The sequence below is a fragment of the Cupriavidus numazuensis genome (genome assembly GCF_905397435.1).
GTDB lineage: Bacteria > Pseudomonadota > Gammaproteobacteria > Burkholderiales > Burkholderiaceae > Cupriavidus > Cupriavidus numazuensis.
The window spans coordinates 39,858-56,268 of record NZ_CAJPVI010000028.1; the positions used below are offsets into that span (position 1 = coordinate 39,858).

Here is a 16,411-nt window from a genome sequence, read left to right on the forward strand (position 1 = left end):
GTCTGAAGGAAGTCCGAGGCAAAGCGCTGGCCTGACGAACAGGAAGCGGATATGAGGCGACGTATCGGGGTGAGGTAGCTCAAATTGCCAAAGCCCAATACTTGCACGGAACGATACGGCGTAAATCCGGCGGGCATAAGCGTGAAGGTGGGTGCGTCATACCCGGGGAGATCTGCACCGCTGCCATAGGGCTACCGGCGTCTAGAGGCGCCGGGATGGCGGTGCAGAAGTCAGCAGAGGCCATACTAGGCGAGCCGTTGGCGCTGAAGGGCCGAACATTAACGAGCGCGATTAGGACGACAGACCTCGATGCTTACCGACGAAGCCCAAATGCACGAACGAGTGCAGCCCACAGCGGAGGACGGCGGGCGGAACCTGCCTGGGGCCGATGGGGGTGCGGAGGCTGGCACGGCGGCTGTCGGGCAAACGAAAGCGCGGGCGCCATCGCTGATGGAGGCGGTGGTCGAGAGAGGCAACATGCGGTTGGCGTACCGGAAGGTGGTCGGCAATGGCGGAGCGGCCGGGGTGGATGCCCTGAGCGTGACGGCGTTGCGAGACTGGCTGAAGGTGCACTGGCCGAGCGTCAGGGCGGCGTTGCTGGCTGGCCAGTACATCCCACAGGCGGTACGCGCGGTGGACATCCCCAAGCCTGCGGGCGGGGTGAGGACACTGGGTATCCCGACGGTGGTGGACCGGCTGATCCAGCAGGCGCTGCTACAGGTTCTCCAACCGGTGTTCGAGCCGGGGTTCTCCGAGTCGAGTTACGGCTTCCGGCCGGGCCGCAGCGCGCAACAGGCGGTCTTGCAGGCGCAGCGCTACGTGCAGGAAGGTCGGCGCTGGGTGGTCGACATCGATCTGGAGAAGTTCTTGGATCGCGCATGAGAATGCCCTTTGGTTCATGAAGAGTGTTCAAAGAGGTCGGGTTGCTCGCTGACAGCCTTGATGCGTAAGCCTTTGCGCCGTCCCTGGCAGACCAGGACGGCATCGAGTTCGCCGCGCTTTACACGCTGCAACACAGTTTGGCGGGACACGCCGAGCAGCTTGGTTGCTTCCTGCATGACGACGTAGCCATCGGGGCTGTGCGCGACGAATTGTTGTCGCAGCGCATCGGTGATGCGGATGCGCCAGGGCGCACCGGGCGTGGTCTGTTCGCCGGCGATGAAGCCGTCGTTGACCCAGCGGTGTAGCGTGGACGGCGCGGTACCCAGCATGCGCGCGGCCTGACGGATGCTGAGCAACTCGCCGTCAGGAAGTTCCGTGGGGCGCTCGAAACAAGGGATGTGCCAATGGCGCCGCAAGTTGCCCACCAGGTTCTGGTTAAAGCGCAGACCGCGCGCTGTTACCCGGCCCTGTGCGTTGAGGATGCCGGCGATGGTGGCATCGGGATAGTGCTCGGCCAGACGGCGGACCAGGGCAATCGTGTCTTCGTCGGTGCGAATGGTCGCGGGTCGCGAGCGCGGCAACGCGACCTCGCAATCGGTAAGCTTGCCGCCGCGCCAACGCAGCTTCAGATGCGCCCGGTATTGTTCGCGATGGACGGTAATACTCACTTCCTCAAGCAGCGTGCGCAGCAATTGCTTCCTGTCGCGCAGTGTGAGGGTCGGCGCGTCCCACAACCGTTTGAGGTCTTTACCGATAGCAAGCAGACTCTTGCGCTGTTCAGCGCTCAGCGTGCATGGACGAAGGTGTTCACGCCGAGCAAGTTCTGCCTGAGCCTGTTCGAGCTCACGCAACTGCTGCTCCCACTGCGTTTCGAGACCTCGTGCCACCAGGCGGTTCTCGGGGTCGACGGCGTGGTACCGCCGTTCGGCGCGCTGTGCCTCGTAGTGGGCCCGTTCAACGTTTAGTCGCCACTGTGCAAGCGCCGCGTCGTGATCGGCCTCGAGGCGTTCGGCCGCACGCACGGCTGCTGCGATGCCGGCCGGCTCCACCGCTTGCAAGAAGGCCTGCGCAACGGCGGCATCGATTTGCAGACCCCCAACATTGAGGCAGAAGACGCCGCGGCCATTCTCGATCCCTTTGTTGGAGCAATGGTACCCGGGCGTCTGATTGGTTCCGCGATAGTGCGTCTTGAGTCGCCGGCCGCAGTGACCACAGCAGGCCAGGCCTTGCAGCAAGGCGGCTCCCTCTCTCACGGCGCCTCCGGCCTGATGAGGCCGGGGCTTGGTATTGGCCCCCAGGCGCAGTTGATTGGCTTCATAGGTCATCCAATCGAGATATCCCTCGTGGTGGTCCCGGATGAGCACGGCCCATTGCGACTGGGGCAGCCGGCGCAATCGGGTCTTGAGCGCGCCATGCTCATCGACGTAGCGCTCCTGCCGGGTCTTGCCGTAGCAGTAGGCGCCAGCATAAACGGGATTGGTGAGGACATTGTAGATGGCGGTATAGGTCGGGGCGATCCAGCGGATCTGCGCGGTGTGGTTGAGCTGCAGCGGAAACGGTAGATTCTCGGCGCGGAACCACAGCCAGACGCGGCGAGCAGAGCCGAATTCGCTAAAACGTTCGAACACGGCGCGCAGCGCACCGACAACGGCTTCGTCCGGATGCAGTCTGACTTCGCCGTCTGCCTCGCCCCACACCAGTCCGGTGGGCAGGCCGCGGCGCAACTCGCCCCGGGCAGCCTTGTTGCGGATGCCGCCGTCCAGACGCGCGCGCAAGATGTGCAGTTCGGCCTCGCTCATGGTGCCCTTCAGACCGAGCAACAGGCGGTCGTTGAACAGCGCCGGGTTATACACGCCGTCGGCATCGCCGATGAGCGTATCGGTCATGCTGCACAGGTCCAGCAGCCGGTACCAGTCGGAATTGTTGCGCGCCAGGCGGGAGACCTCCAGTCCGAGAATGATGCCGACGTGCCCGAGCGCGACTTCGGCGGTCATGCGGGCGAACCCGCCACGGTTCGCGGCGCCGGCGCCCGAGAGGCCCAGATCCTCGTCGATCACGCTGACCTGCTGCGCGGACCAACCGAGGGCGGTGGCCCGTTGAGCGAGCGCGTACTTACGCTGCGTCGATTCCCGATTGTGCTCGACCTGGCTGGCGCTGGACTGACGGATGTAGACGAAGGCGGTGCGTTGCAAATGGCTGGGGCCGATCTTGTTGGTGGTGTCAGTCATCATTGTTCTCCCGTGGCAGCCGGTTGTTGTGGGTCACGAGCTTCGCAATCGCCTGAGCGAGACCGTTGATTACCGCCTCTTGTGTCGTTGGATCGAGTTGTTCCCACAGGCTGTCGTCGCCGGACGGCAGATCCGCAAGGGGTAGGTTCAGTTGCATCGTCGCTCTCCTGTTCCGTCTGGCGCAGCAAAGCGTCAATGATGAGGCGAGCGTGGAGCAGGTCGGCAATCGAGCCCAGCGCGTCGGATGTTGGGGCGCCGGTACCTGTGGGAACGCTGCCGGAGGCGGCAGCGAAATCGGTCCAGTCGGCGGGAATCAGCCCACGTGATTGGTCGGGAAGCGTCAGCAGAAGGTGCAATCGGCCGGCCCGTTGCTGTCGGCTGAGGACCTGGAGGCGCCGGCCCTCGAACGGGTGGCCGGATCGTGTGATGACAACAGATTCAGGAACGTGGTGGAGAGGGGTAGTCTGTGGTGGTTTCCTTCGACCGGGTCAACCACGACATCCTGATGTCGCGGGTGGCACGGCAGGTGAAGGACGCGGAGGTGCTCAAACTGATCCGGCGGTATCTGGAAGCGGGGCTAATGCGTGGCGGGGCGGTTGAAGCAAGGAGGCAGGGCACGCCGCAAGGCGGGCCGCTATCACCATTGCTGTCGAACATCCTGCTGACGGATTGGGACCGTGAACTGGAGAAGCGGGGGCTGGCGTTCTGTCGCTACGCGGACGACTGCAATATCTACGTCCGAAGCAAGGTGGCGGGACAACAGTTGTTGGCACGTATGACGGCGTTCCTCGCGGAACGGTTGAAACTGCAAGTCAACGATGGCAAGAGTACATGCGCACGCCCGTGGGCGCGCAAGTTCCTGGGTTATAGCGTGACAGCACATCGTCAGGCGAAGCTGCGTATTGCGCCGGAAAGCCTGCAAAGGCTGATGGGGCGAATCAAGGAACTGATGCGTCAGGGACGCGGGAGGAGCCTGACTCACACGATTGCAGTGCTGAATCCAGTGCTGCGCGGGTGGATGGGTTACTTCCAGCACACGCAGAGCAAGAGGCCACTGGAGGATCTGGATGGGTGGGTGCGACGGCGGCTTCGGTGTCTTCTATGGCGCCAAGCCCGCAGTCGTACTGCCCGGACGACGATGCTGCGTCGACAGGGACTGGAGGAGAGGCGCGCCTGGCACTCGGCCCGCAATGGGCAAGGCCCATGGTGGAATGCCGGAGCGAGCCATATGGGCGCCGCCTTCCCGAAACGCTACTTCGACGCCTTGGGGCTGATCTCGCTGCTGGACACTCAGCGGCGCTTGCAGTCTCGTTCGTGAACCGCCGTATGCGGAACCGCACGTACGGTGGTGTGAGAGGGCTGAGGGGGTGACCCCTCACCCTACTCGATTTGGCCGCCGCAGGATGGCGCGGACGCTGCTTCGGCAGGCCAGAAGCCCCGACTAAGTGTCGGAAGACTGAGCGGTGGCCGTCAGATTGTCTTCTCGCGAGCGTTCAAAGTTCAGTCGAAGGGGCGCTGCGCGTGGCAGCGAAGTGTCGACCGCCGCGATCGGCCAGCGTCTGGCCCTAAGGAGTACCCTATGGTCAGAATGGCGATATGCCGTAATTGCGTTTGCAGCATAATCTTACTGTGTCACAAATGTGATAGATCAGCCGGACGTGCAACATGGGCAAATGCCAAGGCTGAGCATCAGGTGGAAGCTAAATTGATGGCGGAGTGTGGTGATTGAGTTAGTCACGTGTCGCTGCGCGCGCTGGGCTGCCACGGCGGATGTAATCTGCGGGAAGCGGAAGTATCTGGCATTCGAGGGAGTTTTTTTATTCCCTTCGGACTTGACCGCAACGAGTCGTTCGGCCATCAGGAAGCCATAGGGGCATTTTGGTTACGAACACCAGTTGTTCGATAAGCGCATCGGCAGGCGCAGTAGACAGGAAGTAATTGGTAAGCTCCGGCTCGCCATTTCGGCGCTCGAGCTGTTTAGTTCGGGACTTTTCGCCGCTTTGACGATCCTGGACGAAAAGGAGTTACACCGTCGCTGCACAACCGGATTTCTCCAGCACCACCGCCACCACCTTCCTCGACTGTCTGATGCACCGCTCCAAACTCCTCGAGTTCGAAGGTAAAGCTATCGCCTCAAGGAAGCGGTCACCTAGCTTGTTGTATCAGAGAAAGCCGACTCATAATCAGCTCGCCTAGCCTGGGGGAATCTACCCGACCAAAAGTGGGGGAGTTTGAAGTGACCATCGGGGGCCAAATCAGCGGAGAATTGACCCGGTCCTCCACGTGACCTCGCGCATCTATGCCTCACGGCCCATACGACTCCTCGAAGATCAGGTTGCCCGGATGCATGAACCTTTGCGGTGCAGCGTTCCATTACATCGCTCGGGGGGAACATTTGTAGCTCGGCCCCGCAGGCCAATGCGACAGCGATGTCGTAAGGAGAACCGACGGACAGTGCTTGATTCAGCAGCGTGGCGAGGCGATCTTCCGTGCTTTCGTTTGATGTAACCGGACGCGATAGGAGTGCGCGCACAGATGCCCGGATGTGATGGAGCAACTCAGTGGAACAGCTGCCTCGATGCATCGTTTTCACTCGTGGATTCCATTGGTCCGAATAACTCCGGATGAAGTCGGGCTCAATTGGCTCATCGAATGGCCATGAATATGTCTCGCTTTTGGTGAATTTGTGGCAGCAAGGACGATCGCGATCCCCTGTCTCGGCGTGGCATAGGCGCGGAATCAGAAACTTCCTTAGGTCTGTTCGACTCGCTTGCTGCCGAGCGGGGCAACCCGTGGCGGCGCGAGCAGTTGCTTGACCCAGTCACCAAGCGCAATCGCTACAGCCTCCGGCTGCTCGGGGATCAGCGCGTGGCCTGCACCGTCCACATGTACAATGGTTAGGCGATTGCCCAGGGCATTCTTAAGGATATTTGAGAATTCTCTCGGTGCCACAGTGTCCTGAAGTGCCTGAACGTCCAATACTGGCGCAGAACCGGCCGCAAAGTAGTCATCCACCGGAGTCGCCCTCCAGGCCGAATCCTGGAGCGCTTTGAGTTCCGGATGCCATCCATGTAGCCAAATCTTCGGATCATTTCCAGGTGCAAAGAATGCCCTCCGAAGATGCTGCAGCCGTAATGATTGGGGTAGAGAGAGGTCGCCGCTCTGGTACACCGACGCTAGTACGTCTGGAGGAATGGTGCTTTGTCCATTTGGTGCCTTGCCTGCCGACGCTGCTAACAGTGCCACTCCGCGCACATACATGGGAAAGTCCGCTGCGGTGGTGCGTGCGATAAAGTTCCCAAGGGCGTGACCCGCAATGATGGCATCCGGTTCGCCTTCCTGCTGGATTACTGCGGCCACATCCTCGGCGAGATCATGCAGAGTCAAGTTCTCGGTCGGTCCTTGGCTCTGGCCAATGCCACGAGGATACGGAAGAATGACCTTCAACCCAGTGTCTGCCAACAACTCAGCGAGTCGCTCGAAATCACTCGGGCCTCGGCCTAGCGAAGGCAAAATGACAAGGGGGTATCCTTGCCCCTGCGTTAAATACTCAATAGAGCATAGACCGTAGGCCACAGTCTTGGATTGACAGAGCATTATTTGAGGGTTTTCTGGTATCGAACGAGGGGGCTTCTGGTATCGAAGCGGTCTGCAAAATCGTGCCCTCGTTTGCGAGGGCCAGTCGACACGCGCCGTGTCGGTATCGACTGATGCCAGCTAGTCAATCGGAAGATTCATGTCTCGGATGACTTTTCCGTGTGCCTCCAACTGCGTGCGCAGCACATGCGCGGCAGCTTCTGGGGTGGACGGTCTGGGCTCGACATTGATCATGCGCATGCGCTTGATAACCAATGGGTCTTTGAGAGCCTCCGTCACCGCCAGGTTGATCTTCTGCACCACTGAAGTTGGCATGCGGGCAGGCCCCATAATGCCGAACCAGGACTGAATTGGAATTTCCGGAAAACCTGCTTCCGTCATGGTCTGCACGTTGGGGACCTCGGAATTGCGCTCCTTGGCGAGTAAAGCAAGGATTCTGAGCTTTCCGGCTTTGACCATTGGCAGGCCCGTTCCTAACGTCGCGATGATGGCGTCTGCATGGCCACCGACGATATCGTTCATTGCACTGGTCTCCCCCTTGTAAGGGACATGCGTCATATCAATGCCTGCCGCCTTGGTAATATGGGCGAAGGATAGCTGCCCAGTCAAATTTCCAGAGGCATAGTTCAGTTTTCCCGGATTGGCCTTGGCATAGGCAATGAACTCGCGCAGGGACTTGGCAGGCGTACGGGAGCTGACATAAACGGCGAATGTGGCCCTGCCAATATCAGAAATCGGCGTCAGATCCCGCAAGACATCGTAGGGCGGATTCTTCTTGAGATGCTGTCCAGCCGAAAGTGGACCGTTAGTGGCTACCAGTAGCGTATAGCCATCCGGCTTGGCTCGAACGACGTCCATCAATCCGATCACGCCATCTGCCCCTGCTTTGTTGTCGACGATTACTGACTGTCCTAGCCGGACAGTCAGCGCGTCCGCCAGCGTGCGCGCGACGATGTCCGTGCTCACACCTGCTGGAAACGGTGTGACGATCCGTATGGGCTTGTCGGGATAGTCGGCGGCAGTCACGCCAGAGACTGCCGCAGCAAGAAGAAGGCCACATAGCATGCGTCCCAGCCGAAATGGTACGTGCAAATCTGGTCTCAAGTTCGTGCCCCAAATATTCTAATAGAATGCCAAAGTTGGCACATGTCAGTCGATGGTAGCGCCGGATGTCGAGACCGCCTTTGCCCAACGAGCGACCTCGCTCTTGAAATACCGATTGGCTTCCGCGGGGGAATTCGACCGAATATCGAGACCCTGTTTTACTAAGGCATCTCTCACATCCTGGGACTGCAAGGCAGCGACAAGCGCGACATTGAGCTTTTGCACAATGGCAGGCGGCGTCGCTGCCGGCACTGCCACCACGTGCCACGATTCGACTACGAAATTCTTGTACCCTGACTCCTGAAGTGTTGGGACGTCAGGGAGCAGTGGCGAACGTATTGCGCCGGTTTGCGCGAGTGCGCGCGCTTTGCCGGCCTCGACATAGGGGCGTGTCAGGAACAATGTGTCAAACATCGCGTCCACATGCCCGCTAATCAAATCGTTGACCGCTGGCGCACTACCTTTGTATGGCACGTGGTTCATCTTGATGCCGGCGTCGGCCAAGAACATAGCCGTGGCGAGATGCGCGGATCCGCCCACCCCGGAGGAACCATAGCTCAGGGAGTTCGGCTTTGCCCGAGCAGCCAGGACGAGGGATTGAATGGTCTTGTAAGGTGATGAGGGAGGAACGATCAACACCAGAGGGACGGCAGCAACGTTCCCCACCATCGTCAGATCCCTCACCGTATCAAAGGGAAGCTTCCTGACCAAGGAAGCGTTAATCGCCAGCGGGGTTGCAGTCCAGAGCAGGGTGTACCCGTCGGGAGCGCTATGAACAACATCATGCGTGCCAATCACCGTTCCCGCGCCACCCTTGTTATCTATGATCAGGGGCTGCCCAAGTTGGTCGCGCATTTTGCCGGTCACGATGCGAGCGACCTGGTCGGTCGTCCCGCCCGCCGGAAATGGAACAACGACGCGTATGGGTTTGGAGGGAAACTCCGTGGTCGCTGCTGACGCGGCGGCGCCTAGCGACAGCGCCAGACACAGCCCAATGGTCGTGCGAGCCGTGGTTTTTCTTGGCAAACAATTCATTGTTCTCTCCGCAAAAAATTGGGCGCCCTTCAGTACGTTGTGCAATCTAAGGGCTTATGATTGTGACGTCGACGTTGCAGTCGATGATGACGAGCATATGCCGAACGTCCGATACGCAACTTGTTCGGTTGCTTGGCTGCGCTCGCTAGTGTGTGCGTATGTTGGCGAGGGCACCGGGAACCACAGAAAGTCGCGGCAAGTTCCTTCCGGATCAAGCGCCGCGATAGCTTGGTGTGCGCCTCTCAGCAAATGCGCGCCTACCCTCGATGCGATCGGCGCTATCGCGCAGAGCGCCCCAAGCGATATTTGAGTGGGCGACGAACTGTGCGGGCGCCATATGGGCTGTTTCGAGAGCAAGCTTCTTGACCATCTGAACCGCGAGCGGGCCGTTAGCCGCAATTCGATCGGCGATCTCAAGCGCCTTGGTGCGTAGCGTCTCCGGGGGATAAAGATCGCTGACCAGGCCGATCCGCAACGCCTGCTCGGCGTCGATGCGTTCGCCGGTAAGAGCAAGCTTCATCGCGTGCGCCGCGGGCACGGCTCTGAGCAGGTACTGCACGCCACCGACTGCCGGTACGCTGGCTACCTTAACTTCGGGAAGCGCGAAAGACGCATTGCTGCTACCGATGCGCAGGTCGCATTGCAAAGCCAGTTCGAGCCCGCCGCCAAGGCAATAGCCGTTCACTGCGGCAATGAGGGGCTTCCACAGTTGAAGGTCGCTAATGTCGATTAAGCGGGTATAGCCGCCTTGCTCGGCCTCTTTGTCGCGACTGGCGAGAAGGCCTCGCGCAAATGTCTGATCTGGCGGGAAGGTCGCCTTAAGGTTGGCGCCCGCGCAAAACGCTTTGTCGCCGGCACCAATGATGACGATAGCGCGAACCGTATCGTTGTCCTGCGCTTCACGTAGTTGCTGCCGCAGGCTGAGAAGGTCTGGAATCGTCAGTGCGTTTAGAGCCTCTGGTGCGTCAAGTTCAAGCACAAGTACTGCGCCAGATTGCAGTGATTGAATGGGCATGTGATCAATCCTAGCTTCAAACGCTTTGACTGGATAGAGAGCGGCCGCCGCAGACATACAGAGTCTGACCCGTTACGTATGAGGCTGCATTGCTGGCGAAGAACGCTACTGCTGCAGCGACGTCATCGGGCGTGCCCATTCGGCGTGCGGGGACGCTTGCCTTGAGTCGATCTCGCACCTCATCGTCGTAACTCTGAAGCAATGGCGTGTCGATAATTCCCGGTGCAATGGCATTGACGGTGATGCCATCTCGCGCCAACTCGATGGCCAGCGAGCGGGTGAGGCTCACGACGCCTCCTTTTGCCGCGGAATAGTTGGCCTGCCCAAATCCGCCCAACCAAGCGCGGGAAGAAATGTTGATAATGCGCCCGTATCCCTGTGCGACCATCTCTGGCACCAGGCTGCGTGTGCACAGAAACTGGGATTTCAGGTTGACGGCGATCACTGTGTCCCAGTCGTCCTCGCTCATCTTAAGAAAGCGCTTGTCGCGCGTCATTCCGGCGTTATTGACAAGGATATCGGGGCATTTCCAGTTGGCACCCACGCGCTCTCGTGCGGCGTCCACCGCGCTGCTGTCGGTTACATCGACCGCCAACGCCATGAAGTGCTCGCTGTCGCTGCCTATGGAGGAGTCCAACTCTGCGTCAAGGCGGGCGCCTGCGGACGCCACCGCCTCGTCACTGCGATCCCAGACCGCCACCCGGTATCCGGCTGCCAGTAATGTACGAGCGATGCCGAACCCGATGCCGCTTGCACCCCCTGTGACGATTGCCACCTGCTGTGTGTTCATTTTTTGACCAGTGGTTAAAAGAGAGAAGGGCGTATGCTTAGAGCGACAAGATGGTGACCACCGCCGCGGCGGAGTCCCCGGCAAGCTGGCCGCCGTTGTTCTCGGCCAGCGCGACACGCGCTCCAGGGCGCTGGCGCGAGCCAGCACGACCGCGTAGTTGCTGCGTCAACTCGATAATTTGGGCGGCGCCAGTTGCGCCGATCGGATGGCCGCGGCTGAGTAGCCCGCCACTGGGATTGACACTAACGCTGCCGCCAAGGTCGGTAGCGCCGGAGCGCAGTAGCTCAACCGCACCTCCGCCAGCCTCACACAACCCGAGGTTTTCATAGTGAATGAGTTCCGCCGGCGCCGAGGCGTCATGCAGTTCGATCACATGCAGGTCTTCTGGACCGATGCCGGCCATCTCGTAGGCTTTGCGGGATGCCGTTACGGCAACAGGTTCGCGCTCACCAGCTGCCTTGGCGGATACCACTGCGCTAGCTCGCACATACACTTTGGGAACGTCGAGCGTTGCCGCACGGGCTTCCGAGCAAAGTACGATAGCCGCTGCGCCATCGCCAATCGAAGAACACATGAACAGGGTCAGCGGATCGCTTACCATGCGGCTGTTTAGCACCTCCTCGACGGTAGTGGGCTGGCGGAACTGCGCTAACGGATTGAGCGAACCGGCTAAGCGGCTTTTGACGACGACGCGTGCAAAGTCTGAAGCCTCGCAACCGCTTTCGCTCATCCATTTGCGTGCTTTTGCTGCATACAGATCCATGAACAAAGATCCTGTGCCGGCGCGATAGCCCTCTGGTAACGGCTCCTCCAGGTCCACAGCACGCGTGAAGGCACCAAAGGAGACGGCCTTGTCCTCGTGGCTAAGCTTCTCGGCGCCAACTACAATGGCTGTCTCGCAGGCGCCGGATGCTACCGCGAGCCAGGCGAGATGGAAGGCCGTGCTACTGGATGCGCAAGCGTTCTCGACGTTGAACATGGGTTTGCCGTCGAGTCCAGTGTTACGCAGCGAAGATTGTGCGCGGATCATTTCCTGACCGGTAACTACCCCGGCAGCCGCGTTGCCGAAGTAGACTTGGTCGATAGTGTCCGCGGCGAGACCGGCATCGGTCAGAGCTAGTGAGACGGCTTGCTCGCTTAGGGACTTCAGATTGCGCGGCAGGAATTTGCCGAATGGCGTCATGCCAACTCCGGCGACTACTACGTTTCTCATAATTTCGATCTTTGATTAAAGTGGTGCGGGCGGAGAAGGTGCCAGCAGCCTCCATGGTCCGCGGACAAGTGGGCGCGCGCATGGCACGCACCCGGTGCGGTACCAGGGTCAGTCAAGCGCGCTCGGATGCCTCGCCAGTGGCAGCACCTCGATTTCAAGATAGGGGAAAAGCGGCAGTGCGCTGACAGTGGCGTGGAAGTCGTCCGCGTCGGCGCAGTCCCAGACAGATACGTTGGCGGTGCGACCGGCGACGCGCCACAGATGGCGCAGCTTTCCCTGGCGCTGGTAGTCTTGTGCCAAGGCGGTTTCTGCTGCACGCAAGGTTTGGACTCGCTCGGCTGGGAGGTCAGGAGGAAGCTTGACGGTCATAAGGGTACAGAAGAGCATTTCAGTTCCTTGCGGGATTGATGGAAGTAGGCAGGGGGCCGCAGCAGAGTGCTTCAGCCGAATGCCGCCTGGCCGGTCAGCTCGCGACCTTGAATCAGGGCCAGGATGCCATTGGTGCCGTCTGGCACCTGGAACATGCGCGCATCGCGCCACAGGCGCTCTACGCCCATTTCTAGGCTGATACCCATACCACCAAGTACTTGCATGGCGAGGCGGATGGCGTCCTCGCATGCCTGAGTGGCATAGCGTTTTGCCATAGCCGAATACCCGTTCGCCCGCACACCGCGGTCCACCGCATCGAGCGAATGTAGGCAGATCAGACGCGAGGTGATGATGGCCGTCTCGATGTCGGCCAGGTCCTGCTGGATCAGCTGGTGTGCCGCCAGCGCTTTGCCGAACTGACGTCGATCGAGTGCATGCTCACGGGCGAGCGCGAACGCTCGCTGAGCGAGGTGAACACACATCAGCCCTATCAGCGGACGGTTGACGTTCCAACCTAGCGTAAGGTACTTGGCCGCGTCTCCTTGTTCCCCGATCAGGTGACTGAGCGGTACTCGGCAGTCATCAAAGTGCAGTTCGCCAAGATGGCCGTGCTGCAGTCCCATCACTGGAATCTCCCGGACTTCGAACGGGGACATGGCACGGTCGACCAACACGCGGCGAGCCTGCGGCTTGCCGCTGCCATCAGCGCTGTCGATACAGGAGACGTTGAATACATCAGCGACTGCTGCGTTGGTGATCCAGATCTTGTTCCCTTGAATCGCGGCGTAGTCCCTGCTGACGGCGACGCGAGTGCGTACAGCACGGGAATCGGAGCCCGCGCCTGATTCAGTGTTTGCAGTGCAGCAAATCTTTCTACCGGCGATCAGATCCGCCAGATAGGTTTCACGGATCTCCTCGGATGCCCCGGCATATAGGCGAGCGACGGTGCCTTCGTGGGACAGCAGCGAGAGTGCCACCACTGGTGGCAATTGTTCGACGATCAAACCGTAGTCGACCATCGAAAGGCCGGCGCCACCCGCTTCCTGAGGAAGTCGGGGTGCGGTGATGCCAAAGCGTGCCAGCACAGAGTAGATCTGCAACATGGCGTCTTTCGGTAGCGGAAGGTTTGCAGGATGTGCGGCAAGTACCGGAGCAATGTCCTGTTCGACCATGCGTTGCGTCGAGTCGATGAGGGCGTGTTGATCGTCGGTGAGGCGAAACATAGCGTGATCCCAGTCAGTTGATATCAGGTGGGCGGGCAGGGCACTCAGGCCAGTGGACGTTCCAACCCGTCGGTAAGGCTTGCTCCCGGCGCAGAGACGCTGTCTAGCCTTACTCCTTTGGTTTCAGGCAGGCGCAGCAGCGCAATTGTCGAAATCAGATATGAGGCGAAACAACAGGCGCCAATTGCCGTAGCCAAGCCTGTGTGCGCTGAGACAACACCCACTCCCGTGATGGCGAGGGCGCCCAGCGTCTTGGCCACGTTGTAGGAAAATCCCATGCACGTTGTTCGTACTTCTGTCGGGAACAGCTCGCTGAGAAAGGGGCCGACGGCAGCAAACATGCCGATCACAAAGAAGCCGACCAGCAAACCAAGTATCTGAACGAGCCATGGCGAAAGCAGAACGAAGCAGTAGGCGAGGGTTACGATCCACGAGCCGGCGGTCATGGCCAGCAGGGTATTGCGCCGGCCCCACCGATCGCTGAACGAGGCAGTGAAGGCGAAGCCGAGGAAGGTGCCGATGGCCATCACAACGATCGTCATGATCATCGAGCTGGAGCGAAGACCGCGATCAGCCAGCAGGGAAGGAACCCATACCGTGACCACATACGAGGACGCTTGCAAGCCGAATACAACAGCGCTGGCGGTCAGACAGGTGCCGAGATGTTCGCGCTGGAAAACGGATTTGAAGCTGGCCTTCGGAGTTCCGCGAGCGCGTGCTGACTGCACGTAGATCTGGGAATCCGGGACGCCCAGGCGCACCAGCACGATGAGAAGGCCAGGCAGCGCGGTAATCCAGAACGCGATCCGCCAGCCGAGCTCGGCGGGGAAATGAGCCAGTGCAAAAGTTGCCACCAGCACCGCGCCGATCCAGCCGAGACAGAAGCCAGACTGTACAAAGCCCATGGCGCGTCCGCGGTATTCCGGGCGCGTCACCTCTGCCATCAGCGCTGCGCCGACAGCCCATTCGCCACCAAACCCGAGCCCCTGCAACGCGCGCGCGACCAACAGTTGTTCATAAGTACTAGCGAAGCCAGCCACCACTCCGAATAGCGTGAACCAAAGCACCGTAAACATCAAAACCTTTACGCGGCCGATACGGTCGCTAAGGATGCCTGCTAGCCAACCGCCCAGTGCGGCCGCTAGTAGCGAGGCGGTGCCGATGGCCCCAGCTTCTCCCTTACTGAGGGACCACGCGGCCATCAGTGTGGGTACGAGGAAGCTATAGATCTGAACGTCGAAACTATCGAGCGCCCAACCGAAATAGCAAGCCCAGAAAGTACGTTTTTCCTGACGACTACCGCCGCGATACCATGCAAACATGTCTCCACCTCTCTTTTTTTGATGTATTGCCCTCCCGCGCGGGGGGCAGGAACTGCCGCGACTTCAGCAGGTAGCGTCAGCCCAGCGACGAATCCGTATCGGACGGCATTTCAAGCGCGGTGAAATCCAGCTCGATATCGGTGAGGCGGCGCAGCCTCTCGATGTCGATGCCATCTGCGAGCTCTCGCACCAGCACACCATCTGGCGTGATGTCGAACGTGGCTAAGTCGGTGTAGATGCGGCTAACGCAGGCTAGGCCTGTTATTGGGTAGCTGCATTGCTCGCGCAGCTTGCTGCGGCCGTCTCTATCGAGATGCTCCATCATGACAAATATGCGCTTGGCACCAATTGCCAGGTCCATCGCGCCACCGACGGCGGGTATGGCACCTTCGGCACCGGTGTGCCAGTTCGCGAGATCACCATGGCGCGACACTTGAAAAGCCCCGAGCACGCAAATGTCGAGATGGCCGCCACGCATCATGCCGAAGGAGTCAGCATGGTGAAAAAATGCCGCCCCTGGGGCCGGGACGATCGGCTCTTTGCCGGCGTTGATCATTTCCCAATCTTCCTCGCCTGGGGCTGCACTGCGCCAGCGACCAAGTACGCCGTTTTCGCTGTGTAGGAAGATTTCTTTGTTGGCCGGCAAGTGGTTGGCCACCAGCGTTGGTAGTCCGACGCCGAGGTTGACGTAGGCGCCTTCTGGGATGTCACCGGCGACGCGCGCCGCGATCTGATTGCGGGTATCGATTTCCATACGGGTCAGCTCATTGCTTCGGGAGACATCGCGCTTGCGGTATGCGGCGCGTCAGTTGGAGGGCGCGGCACCACAGCATCAACGAAGATGCCAGGGGTGATGATGGATTCGGGGCTGAGCCCCCCCAGGTCGCGAATCTCTGCGACGGTGGCGATGGTGTGTCGTGCTGCCATTGCCATAATCGGCCCGAAGTTTCGTGCAGTGTTGCGATAGACGAGGTTGCCCCAGCGATCGCCAACCTGGGCGTGGATCAGTGCATAGTCGACTGCCAATGGCCTCTCGAAGACGTGGGGGCGCCCGTCAAGGATGCGAGTTTCCTTTCCCTCCGCTAAGGCTGTGCCGTAGGCGGTCGGAGTAAAGAACCCACCGATGCCACAGCCGGCTGCGCGCAGACGCTCGGCGAGAGTCCCTTGCGGCACCAGCTCGAGCTCGACGGCGCCTTCCCGGTAGAGAGTCTCAAACACGTGCGCTCGCGCCATGCGGGGGTAGGAGCAGACAATTTTTCGGACACGTCGTGCCTTCAGTAGGGCGGCAATTCCGGTCTCGCCTTGGCCAGCATTATTGGTGACCACGGTGAGGTCACGCGCGCCCTGATCGAGCAGCGCCACAATCAGTTCCTCAGGCATGCCGGCGCCGCCGAATCCGCCGATGGCGATGCTCGCACCGTCGGGGACGGAGGACAGGGCGTCAGCGCAACTTGGCACTATCTTGTCGATCATCTTGCTTGTCTCTCATTGAGGCCGGGCTGCCGGATTGATTTGTCCGATGTGGACTGGCGGCGTTGGATGGCACGTGTTGTGGGAGACAAGGTTGCCGAATACGCCTGCTCGGCGCAATTTCGCAATGGACAACATCAAATTAGCTTGCGGTTAAAGAGCG

At 60.3% G+C, this 16,411-nt stretch carries 15 protein-coding genes and 1 pseudogene; 2 read left to right on the forward strand and 14 right to left on the reverse strand.

Annotated elements, in window-relative coordinates; translation table 11 throughout:
* Nucleotides 1-309 precede the first annotated feature (309 nt).
* The gene (locus tag KHO41_RS21680) at nt 310-882 is read left to right on the forward strand and encodes a reverse transcriptase domain-containing protein (RefSeq protein WP_376989717.1); all 573 of its coding nucleotides are present in this window, start codon (nt 310-312) and stop codon (nt 880-882) included.
* A 14-nt stretch (nt 883-896) separates the two neighbouring features.
* Here KHO41_RS21680 and KHO41_RS21685 read toward each other — a convergent pair whose 3' ends face one another.
* Nucleotides 897-3,113: a recombinase family protein gene (locus KHO41_RS21685; protein WP_244873944.1), complete on the reverse strand. Its 2,217-nt coding sequence runs from the start codon at nt 3,111-3,113 to the stop codon at nt 897-899.
* Nucleotides 3,103-3,267, reverse strand: a complete 165-nt coding sequence (locus tag KHO41_RS41305) for a hypothetical protein (RefSeq protein ID WP_244873945.1) — start codon at nt 3,265-3,267, stop codon at nt 3,103-3,105. Before KHO41_RS41305 ends, KHO41_RS21685 begins: the two co-directional genes overlap by 11 nt.
* Before the next feature lie 312 nt (nt 3,268-3,579).
* Here KHO41_RS41305 and KHO41_RS21695 point away from each other — a divergent pair, with 312 nt between their 5' ends.
* Nucleotides 3,580-4,428, forward strand: a complete 849-nt coding sequence (locus tag KHO41_RS21695) for a reverse transcriptase domain-containing protein (protein ID WP_244873946.1) — start codon at nt 3,580-3,582, stop codon at nt 4,426-4,428.
* Between the two features lie 412 nt (nt 4,429-4,840).
* Here KHO41_RS21695 and KHO41_RS21700 read toward each other — a convergent pair.
* The 12 genes and pseudogenes from KHO41_RS21700 to KHO41_RS21755 form a co-directional block, all read right to left on the reverse strand.
* Nucleotides 4,841-5,083, reverse strand: a pseudogene (locus KHO41_RS21700) (IS701 family transposase); the annotation flags it as partial.
* Nucleotides 5,084-5,861: 778 nt separating this feature from the next.
* Nucleotides 5,862-6,707, reverse strand: a complete 846-nt coding sequence (locus tag KHO41_RS21705; RefSeq protein WP_211955342.1) for an alpha/beta fold hydrolase — start codon at nt 6,705-6,707, stop codon at nt 5,862-5,864.
* A 120-nt stretch (nt 6,708-6,827) separates the two neighbouring features.
* A complete protein-coding gene (locus tag KHO41_RS21710; RefSeq protein WP_211955343.1) occupies nt 6,828-7,733 on the reverse strand; it encodes a Bug family tripartite tricarboxylate transporter substrate binding protein in 906 nt (301 codons plus the stop codon).
* A gap of 123 nt (nt 7,734-7,856) precedes the next feature.
* On the reverse strand, nt 7,857-8,846 hold the full coding sequence (locus tag KHO41_RS21715) for a tripartite tricarboxylate transporter substrate binding protein (protein ID WP_211955344.1): 990 nt from the start codon (nt 8,844-8,846) through the stop codon (nt 7,857-7,859).
* Between the two features lie 211 nt (nt 8,847-9,057).
* The gene (locus tag KHO41_RS21720; RefSeq protein ID WP_211955345.1) at nt 9,058-9,861 is read right to left on the reverse strand and encodes an enoyl-CoA hydratase/isomerase family protein; all 804 of its coding nucleotides are present in this window, start codon (nt 9,859-9,861) and stop codon (nt 9,058-9,060) included.
* Nucleotides 9,862-9,877: 16 nt separating this feature from the next.
* On the reverse strand, nt 9,878-10,651 hold the full coding sequence (locus tag KHO41_RS21725) for an SDR family oxidoreductase (RefSeq protein WP_211955346.1): 774 nt from the start codon (nt 10,649-10,651) through the stop codon (nt 9,878-9,880).
* A 37-nt stretch (nt 10,652-10,688) separates the two neighbouring features.
* A complete protein-coding gene (locus KHO41_RS21730) occupies nt 10,689-11,864 on the reverse strand; it encodes a thiolase family protein (RefSeq protein WP_211955347.1) in 1,176 nt (391 codons plus the stop codon).
* A gap of 108 nt (nt 11,865-11,972) precedes the next feature.
* Complete coding sequence (locus KHO41_RS21735) at nt 11,973-12,251, reverse strand: muconolactone Delta-isomerase (protein WP_211955348.1); 279 nt, start codon at nt 12,249-12,251, stop codon at nt 11,973-11,975.
* A 53-nt stretch (nt 12,252-12,304) separates the two neighbouring features.
* Nucleotides 12,305-13,456 carry an acyl-CoA dehydrogenase family protein gene (locus KHO41_RS21740; protein WP_211955349.1) on the reverse strand — a complete coding sequence of 384 codons (1,152 nt, stop codon included), beginning with the start codon at nt 13,454-13,456 and terminating at the stop codon, nt 12,305-12,307.
* 44 nt (nt 13,457-13,500) lie between these two features.
* Entirely contained in the window at nt 13,501-14,778 is a 1,278-nt protein-coding gene (locus KHO41_RS21745; protein WP_211955350.1) for an MFS transporter, read from the reverse strand.
* 76 nt (nt 14,779-14,854) lie between these two features.
* Nucleotides 14,855-15,532, reverse strand: a complete 678-nt coding sequence (locus tag KHO41_RS21750) for a 3-oxoacid CoA-transferase subunit B (protein ID WP_211955351.1) — start codon at nt 15,530-15,532, stop codon at nt 14,855-14,857.
* Nucleotides 15,533-15,537: 5 nt separating this feature from the next.
* A complete protein-coding gene (locus KHO41_RS21755; RefSeq protein WP_211955352.1) occupies nt 15,538-16,251 on the reverse strand; it encodes a 3-oxoacid CoA-transferase subunit A in 714 nt (237 codons plus the stop codon).
* Nucleotides 16,252-16,411 lie beyond the last annotated feature (160 nt).

Coding starts and splice junctions, on each gene's coding strand:
- KHO41_RS21680 (WP_376989717.1), top strand. CDS start 310: ATGCTTACCGACGAAGCCCAAATGCACGAACGAGTGCAGCCCACAGCG.
- KHO41_RS21685 (WP_244873944.1), bottom strand. CDS start 3,113: ATGATGACTGACACCACCAACAAGATCGGCCCCAGCCATTTGCAACGC.
- KHO41_RS41305 (WP_244873945.1), bottom strand. CDS start 3,267: ATGCAACTGAACCTACCCCTTGCGGATCTGCCGTCCGGCGACGACAGC.
- KHO41_RS21705 (WP_211955342.1), bottom strand. CDS start 6,707: ATGCTCTGTCAATCCAAGACTGTGGCCTACGGTCTATGCTCTATTGAG.
- KHO41_RS21715 (WP_211955344.1), bottom strand. CDS start 8,846: ATGAATTGTTTGCCAAGAAAAACCACGGCTCGCACGACCATTGGGCTG.
- KHO41_RS21720 (WP_211955345.1), bottom strand. CDS start 9,861: ATGCCCATTCAATCACTGCAATCTGGCGCAGTACTTGTGCTTGAACTT.
- KHO41_RS21725 (WP_211955346.1), bottom strand. CDS start 10,651: ATGAACACACAGCAGGTGGCAATCGTCACAGGGGGTGCAAGCGGCATC.
- KHO41_RS21730 (WP_211955347.1), bottom strand. CDS start 11,864: ATGAGAAACGTAGTAGTCGCCGGAGTTGGCATGACGCCATTCGGCAAA.
- KHO41_RS21735 (WP_211955348.1), bottom strand. CDS start 12,251: ATGCTCTTCTGTACCCTTATGACCGTCAAGCTTCCTCCTGACCTCCCA.
- KHO41_RS21740 (WP_211955349.1), bottom strand. CDS start 13,456: ATGTTTCGCCTCACCGACGATCAACACGCCCTCATCGACTCGACGCAA.
- KHO41_RS21745 (WP_211955350.1), bottom strand. CDS start 14,778: ATGTTTGCATGGTATCGCGGCGGTAGTCGTCAGGAAAAACGTACTTTC.
- KHO41_RS21750 (WP_211955351.1), bottom strand. CDS start 15,532: ATGGAAATCGATACCCGCAATCAGATCGCGGCGCGCGTCGCCGGTGAC.
- KHO41_RS21755 (WP_211955352.1), bottom strand. CDS start 16,251: ATGATCGACAAGATAGTGCCAAGTTGCGCTGACGCCCTGTCCTCCGTC.